Origin of the sequence: Actinoallomurus oryzae (genome assembly GCF_039541955.1) — a bacterium.
Taxonomy (GTDB): Bacteria; Actinomycetota; Actinomycetes; order Streptosporangiales; family Streptosporangiaceae; genus Actinoallomurus; species Actinoallomurus oryzae.
In genome coordinates, this window is record NZ_BAABHF010000019.1 from 216,519 (window position 1) to 229,030 (window position 12,512).

Here is a 12,512-nt window from a genome sequence, read left to right on the forward strand (position 1 = left end):
ATGATGAAGTTTTTGGGGATGCGTCGCCTTAGGGTTGGTTCGTGGTCAGTGAACAGCACGCAGCCGACGGCGGACCGCGCGGCCCCGCTCTTGAGAGGGGCCGGGCGGGTGGCCATGGCCGGCTACGGGCGGCCGTTCACGCGCGGCTGGAGGAGATGCGGTTCCGCCACGGCGTCCTTTTGATGGTCGCGGGGGCGGCGGTGCTCGTCGCGGCGGTCACCGGCCTGACGCTGGCGCTGCCCGGCGGCTCGTCCGGGAAGAGCCCGGGTGCGGGCCCGCCGCCGGTCGCCGCGCCGTCCGCGTCGTCCTCGCACGCTTCGAGCCCGGCGGACTTGACGCCGGAGCCGCGCGGGTCGGCCCCTCGCCCGCAGGCCTCGTCCTCGACGCGCGTGGGCTCGTCGAGCCCGCGGCCGACGGCCCGCCCCAGCGCCTCCCCGACGGCGAGCGGCCCGCCGGCCTGGTGGCCGACGGACGACCCGTGGCCGGGACGTTCGCACCGGCACCGCGGCCCGCCTCCCTGGTGGCACGGCCGCTGAGTCAAGCCGCGGGCCTCACGAAGATGCCTCCGTGAGGCCCGATCGTCTCGGCTACCGCTACCGCTACCGCATGGCGGTGGCCGCACGGGCTCGGCCGCGGCGGCGCATCCCCATCATCGCGACGGTCGCCAGACCCAGAGCGGTGGCGACGAAACCGACCGCGACATTGTTGGCGACGATGCCCGCCCGGGCGCCGTGCCCGGCGGAGACCACCCAGGGCGAAATGATCATCCAGACCCCGAGCGGAACGATCACCCAGCCCAGGCCGAGCGTCCGCTCCGGAATCAGCGCCAGGCCCAGACCGATCACGGCGAGCGCGATGCCGATGATGAGGTTGTTCACCGTGTTCATGTTGCCGGTGTGAAAATGGATGACCCACGGCGAGATGGCCAGGTACAGACCGGTCATCAGGACCAGACCCTCGAGCATCTCCATCCGGCGGCCCTCGACCAGCCGTGCGTAGCGTTCGCGCATCTCGGCTGCGTCGGGATGCCCTGCCATCCCCGAAGAATGGCGAGAGATACCAGCCATTCCGATCGCCTTCTTTCGGAAAGAGGATGAGTCCCCTGATTCATCCTCTGTCATTATCTCTCGTACTCCATACCCGGGATCAGCGGGGTGACCTGGTCATACGTCATCGGGAACGCCGCCCGGCGCGACGGCGGGGCCCCGGGCGGCGCGCCGTCGGCTCAGCCGCGCAGGGTCTGTTCGACCGCCGCGCGTACGACGGCGGCCAGGTCGCCGGTCCGGTCGTAGGTGAGGCGTTGCCGGCTCGCGCCGTCGCCCCGGTCCAGCAGGCGGGCGGTCAGATCGAACGCCGCCTGACGATCGCCCAGATCGGTCAGCGCCGGCGTCACGTGGTCGAGCAGCGCCCGTACCGCCTCCCTCGCCGGGACCGGGCGCAGGGTCACCGGGTGTACCAGCTCCCCCTCCAGCCCCGAACGGCTCGCCCGCCAGGAGGCCATGCGGAGCAGTTCCGTCCGCACCGGCGGGGGCGGGTCGCCGGCCCGCCATTCGCGGGCGGCGGTCTCGACCAGCGCGCGTACGAGCGCCGCCAGCAGGACCGCGTCGTCGGCCACCGTGCACACGTCCGCGATCCGGATCTCCACCGTCGGATAGTGCCGCGACAGCCGGGCGTCGAAGTAGATCATGCCCTCGTCCAGCAGCACACCGCTGTCGATCATGGCCTGGACGGTCTCGTGGTAGGTCTTCGGCGTGCCGAACAGCTCGGCCGGGCCCGCGGACGGCCAGCGTCCCCAGACCTGCTGCCGGTAGCTGGCGTACCCGCTGTCGTGTCCCTGCCAGAACGGGGAGTTGGCGGTCATCCCGAGCAGCACCGCCAGCCACGGGCGGATCCGGTCCAGCACCGCGACGCCCTCGTCATCGGACTCCACCCGTACGTGGACGTGACAGCCGCAGGTGAGCTGTTCCTGCGCGGTGAGGGCGTACTCCTTGGCCATCCGCAGGTAACGCTCCTTCGGCATGGTCGACGGGTACACCGCCAGCGGCGAGGTGGCCAGCGCGACGACCTGGCAGTTCTCGCGCCCGGCGGCGTCCGCGGCGGCCCGGCGGCGGGCACGCAGCTGGCCGGCCAGCTCGTCGAGCGTCGTGCACGGGACGGTGTCGGTCTCGACCTGCTGGCGTTGCAGCTCGGCCTCCGGCCCGCCCTCGGCGCCGCCGGTGACGACCTCGGCGAGCGCCACCGTGGCGCCGCTGCCGGGATCGACGAGCAGCATCTCCTCCTCGACACCGAAACTACGCACGGTGAACCTCCATGCTCGCGAACGTGACGACCCGGATGCTCCGGTATCCGCTCCGGGGAAGGTCCCACTACCCGATCCGTGCCCTGAATATAGAGACATGGCCCACATCCACCGTTCCGAGGACGATCGGCGCCCGGACCCTCCGGCGTGCGCGCCCGAGAGCCCCGCGGCGGAGCTGCCCATCGACCACTCCACGGAGTCCACCCACGCCGTCGAGCCACCCGAGACACCCCGTACGGAGCGGATGGAGGGCGCGCTCACCCGCGCGCTGCGGCCCGCCCCCGTGGTGCCGCGCTGGATCGGCCGGCTGATCATCGCCGTCGGCCTGCTCATGCTGCCGTGGGTCGCCGGACTCGTCTTCATCCTGCCGACGCGACACGAGGCGGCGCACTACGGGGCGTCCTGGATCGGTTTCGATCTCGCCCTGTGCGGGATGCTGATCCGCACCGGCTGGCTCGCGCAGAAGGGGCGCGAGCACATCGAGCTGAGCGCCGCGATGACCGGCACCCTGCTGCTGGTCGACGCCTGGTTCGACGTGGTGACGGCCGACAGCCACCGCGAGCTGGCGATCGCGCTGCTCTTCGCCTTCTGCGGCGAGCTCCCGCTGGCGGCCTTCTGCCTGTGGATCGCCGGACGCGTCGAGTTCCGCCGGCAGCGGCGCGCCGAGGCGATGTCGCGCCTGGTGCGGCAGTGGTCGGCACGCCTCTCGTACGACCGGCGCGCCCCCTCCGCGGAAGATCCCGAACGGTGACCTCTCCGGCGCGGAGGCGGCGGGACCCTCAGACCATCGCCTGAGAGGTCTCCAGCACCTCCCGCAGACGGGCGGCGTACGCGCGGGGGTGGGACAGGTCGCCGTTGTGGCCGCCGGGGAACTCCGCGGGCTCGGTGCCGAGCGCCTTGGCCAGTTCCTCGGAATCGAGCTGTTCCTGCTGGGGCGCACGCTGATGAAGCTCGGCGAGGAGGCCATCCCGGCCGAAGGCGTCGGCCGGCGCTCCACGAGTCACCGGTCGGTCCTCATCGTCGCGAGCGAGATCCGCGATCGGCCGGGCATCTCGGTCGGCGAGATCGCGACGCGCACGGGCTTTCCGCAGAGCAAGGTGTCGGCGTGCGTGGCGCGGCTGCGCGAGGCGGGCGCGATCGTCACGGAGACGGATCCGGCCGACCGGCGGCGGCTGCTGATCCGGCCGGCCCGGGAGGCCTCCGCGCGCGTCGCGGAGATCCGCGCGGTCTCCGTCGACCGGGCCGTCGGCGCGGCGCTCGGCACGGACGACCCGGAACGGATCGCCGAGGTCGTGGGTGCGCTGGAACTGCTCGCGAGCCGCCTGTCCCCCGCCGTCGCCGAGGACGCCCGCCGACCCTGATCCGGAGGGCCGCCGGAGGCTCCCGTCGCGGGGGCCCGCGGGCTACGCGGGCTCGGCGTGCCGGCGGGCGGTCTCGGGAAGAGTGCGGATCACGCTGCGCAGGTGGGCGCGGGCGGCGGCTTCGGCGGCCTCCGCGTCGTGGGCGCGGATCGCGTCGATGATGGCGAGGTGTTCGGGCAGGGAGACCGTCGGGCGGCCCGGGTGCATCGCCAGGCGGAACTGGTGGCGGACGTTCTGGGCACGCAGGCGTTCGAGTACGGTCGCGGCGGTGTGCTGGCCGCTGATCTCACGGATCCGGCGGTGGAGGCGCTCGTTCAGGCGCGAGTAGCCGAGCACGTCGCCGGACGCGACGGCCTCACGCATCTTCTCGCCGATCTCCTCCAGCTCCTCCGACTCGGACTCGGTGATCCGGGTGGCGGCCTTCGCGGCGCACAGGCCCTCCACCACCATGCGCACCTCGGAGATCTCGATCGCCTCTTCGAGGCGTACGGCGCGGACGCGGGCGCCGCGGTTCTGCACCCGCTCGACGAGTCCCTCGTTGGTCAGTTCGAGCAGCGCCGCACGCACCCTGGCGCGGCTCGCGGCGAAGCGCTCGGACAGGTCCGCCTCGACCAGGCGCTGGTTCGGGACGAACTCGCCGGTGAGGATGGCCTCCCGGATGTCGGCCACCACGGGCCGGTCGTCGCCGTTGTCCTCCCCCACACGGTCCCCCTGGCCACCGAGATCGTCTTGTGGATCCAACTCTAGCCATGAGCGGACCCGCCCCGAGCGCCGACGGCCCTCCCGCGTGCGGGCGCACGCGGGTCCCCAGGTCCGGCCGTGGCGACGGCCCACGCGAGATCGCCCCGAGCCTCGCCGGACCCCGGACCCCCTGTCCCTTCGTGCACCGCGAGTTCCCGATTGGTCCCTGAGAGTTCGCCAAGTCCGGTTCGCCGGGGCGGCCGGAGTGGGTAAGGTCGGCGACGCCAGTTCGGTCCTGGAGCCGCCGGGATCGATGAAGCCGGACGACCGAAGTAGATCGTGATGAGCACCCCCCAGTCATCGGCGTTCGAGCCGCTCCCGCGGCCTCCGGCCGCCCTGCCGGCGCCGTCGTCACTCGCGGAGCCGGTCACGGAGCCGGCCGCCGCAGAGCCCGCCCGGAAGCCGCGACAGCGCGACCCGTTCTTCGACAACGCCAAGTTCTTCGCGATCCTGCTGGTCGTCGCGGGTCACATCATCCAGAACCTCCGCGACGTCCACTTCGCGCACGCGCTCTACCTGTTCGTCTACACCTTCCACATGCCGGTGTTCATCGTCATCACCGGCTACTTCACGCGGCGGTTCACCTTCGCGGGCGGGAAGGCACGCAAGCTGCTCACCAACGTGGCCGTGCCCTACTTCGTGTTCGAGACGGCGTACTCCACCTACCACTGGGCGGTGGGGCACTCGAAGTTCGAGCTCAGCCTGCTCGACCCGTACTACCTCACCTGGTTCCTGATGGCGCTGTTCGCCTGGCGGCTGTCCACGCCGGTCTGGCAGCAGATCCGCTTCCCCATCGCGGTCGCCGTCGTGATCAGCCTGCTCTCGGGGATGAGCCAGTTGCCCGGCACCCTGGAGATGAACCGCGTCTTCGGACTGGTGCCCTTCTACGTCCTCGGCCTGTTCCTCAAGCCGCAGCACTTCGAGATCCTCAAGAAGGGCTGGGCCGCCGTCCTCGGCGCGCTGACCATGGTCGGCGGGTTCGCCGTCACGTACCTCTTCGTCGACCGGCACATGGCGACCGAGTGGGTGTACTGGCGCACCGGCAACCCGAAGCTCCACGTGAACAACCTCGTCGGGACGGGCATGCGGCTCGGCCTTCTCGTGGCGGCGACCGTGCTGGTCATGGCGTTCCTGACGCTCGTGCCGCGGCGACAGCACTGGTTCACCTCGCTCGGGTCGGCCACGTTGTACGCCTACCTGCTCCACGGCTTCGCGACCAAGCTCGCGGACTACTACGGCTGGTACGACGTCGCCTTCCTGCACACGGTGCCGGGCGTGGTGGCGGCCGGGGCGGCCGGCGCGCTGCTGGCGACGCTGCTGTGCACACCACCGGTGCGCTGGCTCATGCACTGGGCCCTCGAACCCAACATGGCCTGGGCGTTCACCGCCCTGCGCCGGCCGAAGAACTACCTGTACTCCGGACGCCGCCGACGACACGCACAGGCCGAGCCGGAGCAGGCCGGCTGACCTTCCGCGCGGACCGACCGCGACCGCCCGCGCTCCGTCCGCTCACCCGGCCGCGGGCGTACGGGACTTGACCCGGCGTCCCGGCGCCCGCCAAGGTGAGCGGATGAGCGGCGCGGGGGAGACGCGGGACGGGGTGTCCCTGACGAACCTCGATCAGCCGCTGTTCGCGGGCGCGGACGCCACCAAGCGCGACCTGGTCGACTACCTCGACGCGGTACGCGACCGGATCCTGCCCGCGCTGCGCGGCCGGCCGCTCTCGGTGGTCCGCGTGCTGCGCGGCCAGGACCCCTTCATGCAGAAGAACGTGCCCAAGTACGCGCCGCCGTGGGTGGCCACGGTCACGCTGTGGGCCGAGACGTCCCGGCGCAAGGTGTCCTACGCGCTGTGCGACGACCGCCGTACGCTGCTGTGGTTCGCCAACCAGCGGGCGGTGGAGTACCACCCTGCGCTGATCCGCGCCGGCGACCGGGCGCACGCCACCCACCTCGTCCTCGACATCGACCCGCCGGACGGCGGCGCGTTCACCGAGGCCGCCGGCGCCGCGCGGCTCGTGCGCGAGGTGCTGGCGGACGTGGGCATGGCGGGTGCCGTCAAGACCAGCGGCGCGAAGGGCCTTCACGTGTTCGTGCCGATCACGGAGGCGCCGCACGAGGAGGTCGCCGCCGCGACCCGCGCGGTAGCGGCGCGGGCCGAACGCCTCGACCCCGGCCTCGCCACCACCGCCTTCATCCGCGAGGACCGCGCGGGCAAGGTGTTCCTGGACTCGACCCGCTCCGGCGGCGCGACGACCGTGGTGGCGGCCTACAGCCCGCGCGTACGTCCCGGTGCGCCGGTGTCCTTCCCCGTGTCGTGGGACGACCTGGACGCGGTGACGCCCGCCGACTTCACCATCCGTACGGTGCCCGGCCTGGTCGCGGACCGCGACCCGTGGGCGGAGGAGATGCCCGCGCCCCGCCCGCTCGACCCGGGCCTGGTCGAGGAGGGGCGCACGATCCCGGTCGCCCGGGTCCAGGCGATGCACGAGGGCAAACGCCGCGCCCGCGCCCGCCGCGCCAAGGAGGATCCATGACGATTTTCGATGATCTGACCGCCGAGCAGGACCGGCTGGAGGACATCCTGGCCGGCCTGGACGAGGCGCAGTGGGCCTCGCCGTCCGGAGCCGAGGGGTGGACCGTCGCGGACGTCGTGCTCCACCTCGCCCAGTCCGAGGAGGGCGTGTCGGCCTCGGCGGCCGGCGTGGGCGAGGCGATCCGCCCGTCGGAGGGGTTGTCGGTGGACGAGACGATGGACCGTCTCGTACGCGCGGAGCGCACGGCGCCGGAGCAGGTGTTCCGCCGGTGGCGCGAGGCACGGCGCGCCGCGGTCGCCGCCCTGCGGTCGGCCGATCCAGGGCGCCCGCTGCCGTGGGTCGAGGCACCGCTGAAACCGGCCACGCTCGCGACCACCCGGCTGGCCGAACACTGGGCGCACGGCCTCGACATCACCGGTCCGCTGGGCCTGCCCTTCCCCGACACCGAGCGGCTGCGTCACATCGCCTGGCTGGCCCACCGCACGCTGCCGTACGCCCTGGCGCTGACCGGAGCCGGCGACCATCCGGTGTCGTGCGCGCTGACCGCCCCGGACGGCACGAGCGTGTGGCGGTACGGCCCGGACGACGCGGAGTCGGCCATCACCGGGCCCGCCGGGGCGTTCTGCCGCGTCGCGGCCCAGCGGCTGAGCCCGACCGAGTCCGGGCTGCGCACCACCGGCCCGTACGGCGCCGCCGCCCTGAACGTCCTGCGCACCTACGCCGCGTAACCGCCGGGCCTCCTCGGCGGCCCGCGCGGATCCCGGGCGGATCCCGGGGGGTCCATCGGTCCGGGAGAAGCGGCGCGGTCAGAGGCGCGTGCCGGTGACGTCGCCGGACGGCCAGTCCGGCATGTCGTCCGCCGTGTCGTGCAGGGCCGTGTCGATGTCGCGATAGGGCTCGCCCGACGGGTCGTCCCGCTGGTCGAACATGACCGCCCAGGTCAGGCCGTCGAAGCGGCGGACCAGCAGGGTGTGGGTGCCCGGCAGGCTGCCGCTGTGCCAGGTGACGGGGCCGCGGTCGGTCCGCCGCACGTGCCAGCCGCAGGCGTAGTACCGGCCACGGGCGGCGCCCGTCTCGGGCACCGCGAGCGCCTGGGCCACCGACGCCGCGGACAGTACCGGGGTCACGCCGTCGTACACCCGCGCGAGCCGCACCAGGTCCACCGCCGTGGCCAGCCATCCGCAGTTGAACGCGTTGTTCTCCTGGTTGAAGGTGCCGTAGGGGGCGGCCACCTGCGCGCCCGAGGGGTCCATCACGGTCGTGCCCTTGTACTGGGAGTAGTAGGGCACCTCGCCGGCCGCGGGCAGCAGGGTACGGCCGAGCCGCATCCGCGTGATCCCGAGCGGGGCCAGCACGGCGTCCCGCACGTACGCCGCGTACGGCCGTCCGGTGACCTTCTCGATGATCCGGCCGAGGAGCAGGTAGCCGTAGTTGCTGTAGGCGAACGCCGTGCCCGGCGCGTGGTCGAGGGGCCGCGCCGTGACGTACCGGACGATGTCGTCCTGGCCGATCGGCAGCGGCCGACCGAGCGCCGTGGCGATCGCCGCGTCGTTGAACATCGGGTCGCCCGACACCTCGCGGTCCCAGCCGCCGAGGTGCCGGAGCAGTCGCGCGACGGTGACCTCCGCGAGGCGCGGGTCGGCCGGCGCGCCGACCTTGAGCAGGTCCGTCATCCGGTCGGACGGCCGGAGCCGGCCGTCCTGAATGAGCCGCAGGACGGCGGCGGCGGTGACCGGCTTGCTGACGCTCGCGGTACGGAACAGGGAGGCCGGCCCGGTGTCCCGCGTCGCGCGGGCCCCCCAGCTGTAGCCGCGCGCCAGCAGCAGCCGGCCGCCGCGCGCCACGGCGAGCGAGCCGCACGGGATGGAGCGCTCCTGCATGAAGGCCCTGACGGTGTCGTCGAAGTCCTCCAGGCCGCGCAGCATCGGCCCGGTGACGCGCCAGAGGCCGCTGTCCCCGGCGGGCAGGGTCGCGCCGGTGCGTACGGTGGCTCGCGCGGTACCCGGCCGGGCGGGTAAGACGGCGGCCGCCCCCGCGAAGCCCGCGAGCCTGCCGAAGTCACGCCGGGAGAACCGGTCGGCCGTCAACGCCCCTCCAGAAAACGCGGTCCTGCCAGGGCGGCGGGTCACCGGCCTGGTAAAACTGCGCGATCCACAGTCATCGCGGGCTACGTGACCAGGCGGCGGCCCGGCCACGCGGCCGATCGGGGCGGCTACCGCTTCTCTTTCCCGTCCCGGCCCGCGGATACGCCGCCACCGGACAAATGCCCTTCAAAAGTGGTTACTTACAATGCGGTTATGGCCACCGAGGAACGGGTCACCTACTGCCGGATCTGCGAGCCGCTGTGCGGCCTGATCGCCACGGTGGAGGACGACCGGCTGGTCCGGCTGCGGCCCGACGACCGGCACCCGCTGTCGCGCGGTTTCGCCTGCCCCAAGGGCATCGCCATGACCGACGTGCAGAATGACCCGGATCGCGTACTCCGCCCGTTGCGCCGTCGCCCGGACGGCTCCGGGTTCGAACCGGTGAGCTGGGACGACGCGCTCGGCGACATCGGCCGGCGGCTGCGGCGGATCCTGCGCGACCACGGCGGCCCGGCGGTCGGCTGGTACTTCGGCAACCCCGGGGCGTTCTCCTACTCCCACGCGCTGTGGCTCCAGGGGTTCATGACCGCGGTCGGCTCGCCGAACCTGTTCACGGCCGGTTCGCAGGACATCAACAACCGGTTCGTCGCGAGCCGTCTGCTCTACGGCTCGCTGACCCGCGTGCCCATCCCGGACCTGGCCCGCACCGAGTTCCTGCTGATCGTCGGCGCCAATCCGCTGGTCTCCCACGGCAGCGTCGTCAGCACGCCGCGGATCCGGGACCGGTTGCGCGCGATCACGCGGCGCGGCGGCCGGGTGGTCGTCGTCGACCCGCGCCGGTCGGAGACGGCACGCGCCTTCGAACACGTGCCGGTACGGCCGGACGGCGACGCCTGGCTGCTGTTGTCCCTGCTGCACGTGATCTTCGCGGAGGGGCTGGAGGACGGCGCGGCCATCGCCCGGCAGGCGCGGGGCCTGGACGAGCTGCGCGCCATGGCCGCCGGCCATCCGCCGGAGTCCACCGAGGGCCGTACCGGCGTGCCGCCCGACGTCGTACGCCGGCTGGCCCGCGACCTGGCCCGGGCGGGCAGCGCGGTGGCGTACGGGCGCACCGGCTCGTGTCTGGGCCGGCACGGGACGCTCGTGGCGTACCTGCTCGACGCGCTGAACGTCGTGACCGGGAACCTCGACCGGCCCGGCGGCGCGGTGTTCGGCTCCTCACCGCTCGGGATCGAACGGCTCGCCGACCGCTTCGGCCTCGCCTCGTACGCCAAGCGGCGCTCCCGCGTGGGCGGCTTCCCCGACGTGCTCGGCAGTTTCCCGGCGGCGCTGATGGCCAAGGAGATCACCACGCCGGGCGCGGGCCGGGTGCGGGCGCTGTTCGTCTCGGCCGGGAACCCGGTCGTCTCGGTGCCGGACGGCGACGAGCTGTCGGCCGCCCTGTCCGGGCTGGAGTTGTTCGTCTCGATCGACCTGTACGTCAACGACACCAACCGGCACGCCGACTACGTGCTGCCGGCGGCGACCTTCCTGGAGCGCGAGGACCTGCCGGTGGCGAACCTCGGCCTGTTCACCACCCCGTTCGCGCAGTTCACCGAGCCGGTGCTGCGGCCGTACGGCGAGGCACGGCAGGAGTGGCAGATCATCGACGCGATCGCCCGCCGGGCCGGGCTGCTGCTCTTCGTCCCGCGCCGGCTGGGCCGGGTCCTTGGCCCGGCGCTGCGCCGCTTCCCGTCGCCGTCGCCGGTGTTCCTGCTGGATCTGGCGGTCCGGCTGGGCCCGGGCGGCGACCTGTTCGGGCTGCGGCGGGGCGGCCTCAGCCTGCGGGCGCTGCGGCGGCGTCCGCACGGCGTGGTCCTCGCCGACCACGTACGGACGGGGGTGCTGCGGTCGGTGGTACGCCACCGCGACCGACGCGTACGGCTGGACCCGCCGGAGATCCTCGCGGAGTGCGCACGGCTCGGCGCGGAGGAGGACCCGGCCTACCCGCTGCGCCTGATCGGGCTGCGCGAGCTGCGGTCGCAGAACTCCTGGATGCACAACTCCGTGACACTGATGCGCGGCGACCGGACGCACACGGCACGGATCCACCCGGCGGACGCGGCCGAGCACGGACTCACCGACGGCCGGCCATGCCGGATCACCTCGCCGTACGGCACGATCGAGCTACCCGTGACGGTCACCGACGAGGTCATGCCCGGGACGGTGGCGGTCCCGCACGGCTGGGGCCACCGAGGCGGCGGCTGGCGACGCGCCAACCGGGCCGGCGGCGCCAACGTCAACGTACTGACCTCCTCCGACCCCGCCGACCTGGAACGCCTGGCGGGCATGGCCCACCTCAACGGCGTACCGATCCGCCTGGGCCCGCCCGGGTGACCGGCGGGCCCTCACCCGGTCACCGAGCTAGCCGGCGTAGGGGTCACCGCCGAGCCAGGTGGTGCCGTCGACCAGTTCGCGCACCGCGTCCAGATGGCCGCTGTGGCAGGCGACCTCGGTGAGCACGTGGATCAGGATGTGCCGCACGTCAGGCAGCCGCCAGGTCGGCCAGATCTCCACGGGCCAGGCGGCGGGCTCCTGTTCGGGCGCGGCGGCGGCGAGCACGGCGTCCGCGCGCGCGATGGCCGCCCGGTAGCCGGCGAAGACCTCCTCGGCACTCATCCCCTCGGGTACGTACCAGTGCGTCTCCGCGCCCGCCGTGAGCTGTCCGGCCACCTCCGGCTCGCCCGCGATCACCCCGGAGAACCAGAAGCGTTCGACATCCAGGGTGAGGTGGCGCAGCAGTGCCAGGCAGCTCCAGCCGCTGGGCAGCACCGGCCGCCGCAGATCCTCCTCCGAGAGGCCTTCGAGAATCCCGACGACGTGCTCACGCTGGCGGTCCAGAGCGCTCTTGAGGACGTCGAGTTCGGCGTTCACCGGGCGGCGCACAGTCCGGCGAGGCGTTCCAGAGTGCTCGCCATCTGCTTCTGCCACCAGGCGCGCCCGCTGTCCACTTCCGCGCGTTTGTCCTCCGGCATGCGCGAGCCGTCGAAGATCTCGGTCACGACCGTCGCCTCCGCCCCGTCCGGGACCAGGTCGAAGATCCACCGGTGGCCCCACGCGGCCCCCGGCGCGATGGCGTCCGGGTGCCCGCGACCGGGTCTCGGCTCCCAGCCGATGCGGCGGTCCGGCTCGTACTCGACGACGTGGTTGTTCATCTCGTAGTCGCCATAGCGCTCGTAGTGCATCCGCATCACGAAGACGTCCCCGACGCCCGAGATCACGGCGTCGGAGACGCCACCGCGCAGCATCCCCGAGCCGTCGAAGTCCGGATGCCGTCCGGGGTCGGCCAGGATCCGGAAGATGTCCCGCACCGGGGCCCCGATGCGCCGGGACACCGCCACGGGCTCGTCCGCCGTACTCGTCATTCACGCGCCTCCGTCAACCGCAGACCATGCACCTGACTGCGGCCTGGACGCTACACCGGAGGCACGACAATGCCTGGCGGTGACGTC

The 12,512-nt window shown here is 72.9% G+C and carries 13 protein-coding genes; 6 read left to right on the top strand and 7 right to left on the bottom strand.

Annotation, left to right across the window (positions count from 1 at the left end; translation table 11 throughout):
• Positions 1-136 precede the first annotated feature (136 nt).
• The 3 genes from ABEA10_RS15315 to ABEA10_RS15325 form a co-directional block, all read right to left on the bottom strand.
• The gene (locus ABEA10_RS15315; RefSeq protein WP_345463700.1) at positions 137-541 is read right to left on the bottom strand and encodes a hypothetical protein; all 405 of its coding nucleotides are present in this window, start codon (positions 539-541) and stop codon (positions 137-139) included.
• Between the two features lie 58 nt (positions 542-599).
• A complete protein-coding gene (locus ABEA10_RS15320; RefSeq protein WP_345463702.1) occupies positions 600-1,121 on the bottom strand; it encodes an SPW repeat protein in 522 nt (173 codons plus the stop codon).
• A gap of 104 nt (positions 1,122-1,225) precedes the next feature.
• On the bottom strand, positions 1,226-2,299 hold the full coding sequence (locus tag ABEA10_RS15325; RefSeq protein ID WP_345463705.1) for a glutamate--cysteine ligase 2: 1,074 nt from the start codon (positions 2,297-2,299) through the stop codon (positions 1,226-1,228).
• Positions 2,300-2,396: 97 nt separating this feature from the next.
• On the opposite strand from ABEA10_RS15325, the gene ABEA10_RS15330 reads away from it, so the two are divergent.
• Both ABEA10_RS15330 and ABEA10_RS15335 read left to right on the top strand, forming a co-directional pair.
• Complete coding sequence (locus ABEA10_RS15330; RefSeq protein WP_345463708.1) at positions 2,397-3,050, top strand: MFS transporter; 654 nt, start codon at positions 2,397-2,399, stop codon at positions 3,048-3,050.
• A gap of 106 nt (positions 3,051-3,156) precedes the next feature.
• Complete coding sequence (locus ABEA10_RS15335) at positions 3,157-3,660, top strand: MarR family winged helix-turn-helix transcriptional regulator (RefSeq protein ID WP_345463711.1); 504 nt, start codon at positions 3,157-3,159, stop codon at positions 3,658-3,660.
• Between the two features lie 42 nt (positions 3,661-3,702).
• Here ABEA10_RS15335 and ABEA10_RS15340 read toward each other — a convergent pair whose 3' ends face one another.
• A complete protein-coding gene (locus ABEA10_RS15340) occupies positions 3,703-4,362 on the bottom strand; it encodes a GntR family transcriptional regulator (RefSeq protein WP_345463714.1) in 660 nt (219 codons plus the stop codon).
• Positions 4,363-4,683: 321 nt separating this feature from the next.
• Between ABEA10_RS15340 and ABEA10_RS15345 the strand changes: the two genes are divergently transcribed.
• The 3 genes from ABEA10_RS15345 (at position 4,684) to ABEA10_RS15355 (ending at position 7,665) form a co-directional block, all read left to right on the top strand.
• The gene (locus ABEA10_RS15345) at positions 4,684-5,868 is read left to right on the top strand and encodes an acyltransferase family protein (RefSeq protein ID WP_345463717.1); all 1,185 of its coding nucleotides are present in this window, start codon (positions 4,684-4,686) and stop codon (positions 5,866-5,868) included.
• Positions 5,869-5,971: 103 nt separating this feature from the next.
• On the top strand, positions 5,972-6,937 hold the full coding sequence (gene ligD / locus ABEA10_RS15350) for a non-homologous end-joining DNA ligase (protein WP_345463720.1): 966 nt from the start codon (positions 5,972-5,974) through the stop codon (positions 6,935-6,937).
• Positions 6,934-7,665: a maleylpyruvate isomerase family mycothiol-dependent enzyme gene (locus ABEA10_RS15355; RefSeq protein ID WP_345463723.1), complete on the top strand. Its 732-nt coding sequence runs from the start codon at positions 6,934-6,936 to the stop codon at positions 7,663-7,665. Before ligD ends, ABEA10_RS15355 begins: the two co-directional genes overlap by 4 nt.
• A 78-nt stretch (positions 7,666-7,743) precedes the next feature.
• Here ABEA10_RS15355 and ABEA10_RS15360 read toward each other — a convergent pair whose 3' ends face one another.
• Complete coding sequence (locus tag ABEA10_RS15360) at positions 7,744-9,024, bottom strand: serine hydrolase domain-containing protein (protein ID WP_345463726.1); 1,281 nt, start codon at positions 9,022-9,024, stop codon at positions 7,744-7,746.
• A gap of 210 nt (positions 9,025-9,234) precedes the next feature.
• Between ABEA10_RS15360 and ABEA10_RS15365 the strand changes: the two genes are divergently transcribed.
• Positions 9,235-11,397 carry a molybdopterin-dependent oxidoreductase gene (locus tag ABEA10_RS15365; protein WP_345463729.1) on the top strand — a complete coding sequence of 721 codons (2,163 nt, stop codon included), beginning with the start codon at positions 9,235-9,237 and terminating at the stop codon, positions 11,395-11,397.
• A gap of 27 nt (positions 11,398-11,424) precedes the next feature.
• Here the strand turns inward: ABEA10_RS15365 and ABEA10_RS15370 are convergent, their stop codons facing one another.
• Positions 11,425-11,934, bottom strand: coding sequence for a DinB family protein (locus ABEA10_RS15370; protein WP_345463732.1), 510 nt, complete (start codon positions 11,932-11,934; stop codon positions 11,425-11,427).
• The gene (locus tag ABEA10_RS15375; RefSeq protein ID WP_345463735.1) at positions 11,931-12,425 is read right to left on the bottom strand and encodes an SRPBCC family protein; all 495 of its coding nucleotides are present in this window, start codon (positions 12,423-12,425) and stop codon (positions 11,931-11,933) included. The genes ABEA10_RS15370 and ABEA10_RS15375 overlap by 4 nt, the downstream gene beginning before the upstream one ends.
• Positions 12,426-12,512: the final 87 nt, after the last annotated feature.

What these genes read in the sequence shown, in the direction of transcription:
- ABEA10_RS15375 (WP_345463735.1), bottom strand. Translation starts at nt 12,425, where the DNA reads ATGACGAGTACGGCGGACGAGCCCGTGGCGGTGTCCCGGCGCATCGGG.
- ABEA10_RS15320 (WP_345463702.1), bottom strand. Translation starts at nt 1,121, where the DNA reads ATGACAGAGGATGAATCAGGGGACTCATCCTCTTTCCGAAAGAAGGCG.
- ABEA10_RS15345 (WP_345463717.1), top strand. Translation starts at nt 4,684, where the DNA reads ATGAGCACCCCCCAGTCATCGGCGTTCGAGCCGCTCCCGCGGCCTCCG.
- ABEA10_RS15330 (WP_345463708.1), top strand. Translation starts at nt 2,397, where the DNA reads ATGGCCCACATCCACCGTTCCGAGGACGATCGGCGCCCGGACCCTCCG.
- ABEA10_RS15365 (WP_345463729.1), top strand. Translation starts at nt 9,235, where the DNA reads ATGGCCACCGAGGAACGGGTCACCTACTGCCGGATCTGCGAGCCGCTG.
- ligD (WP_345463720.1), top strand. Translation starts at nt 5,972, where the DNA reads ATGAGCGGCGCGGGGGAGACGCGGGACGGGGTGTCCCTGACGAACCTC.
- ABEA10_RS15355 (WP_345463723.1), top strand. Translation starts at nt 6,934, where the DNA reads ATGACGATTTTCGATGATCTGACCGCCGAGCAGGACCGGCTGGAGGAC.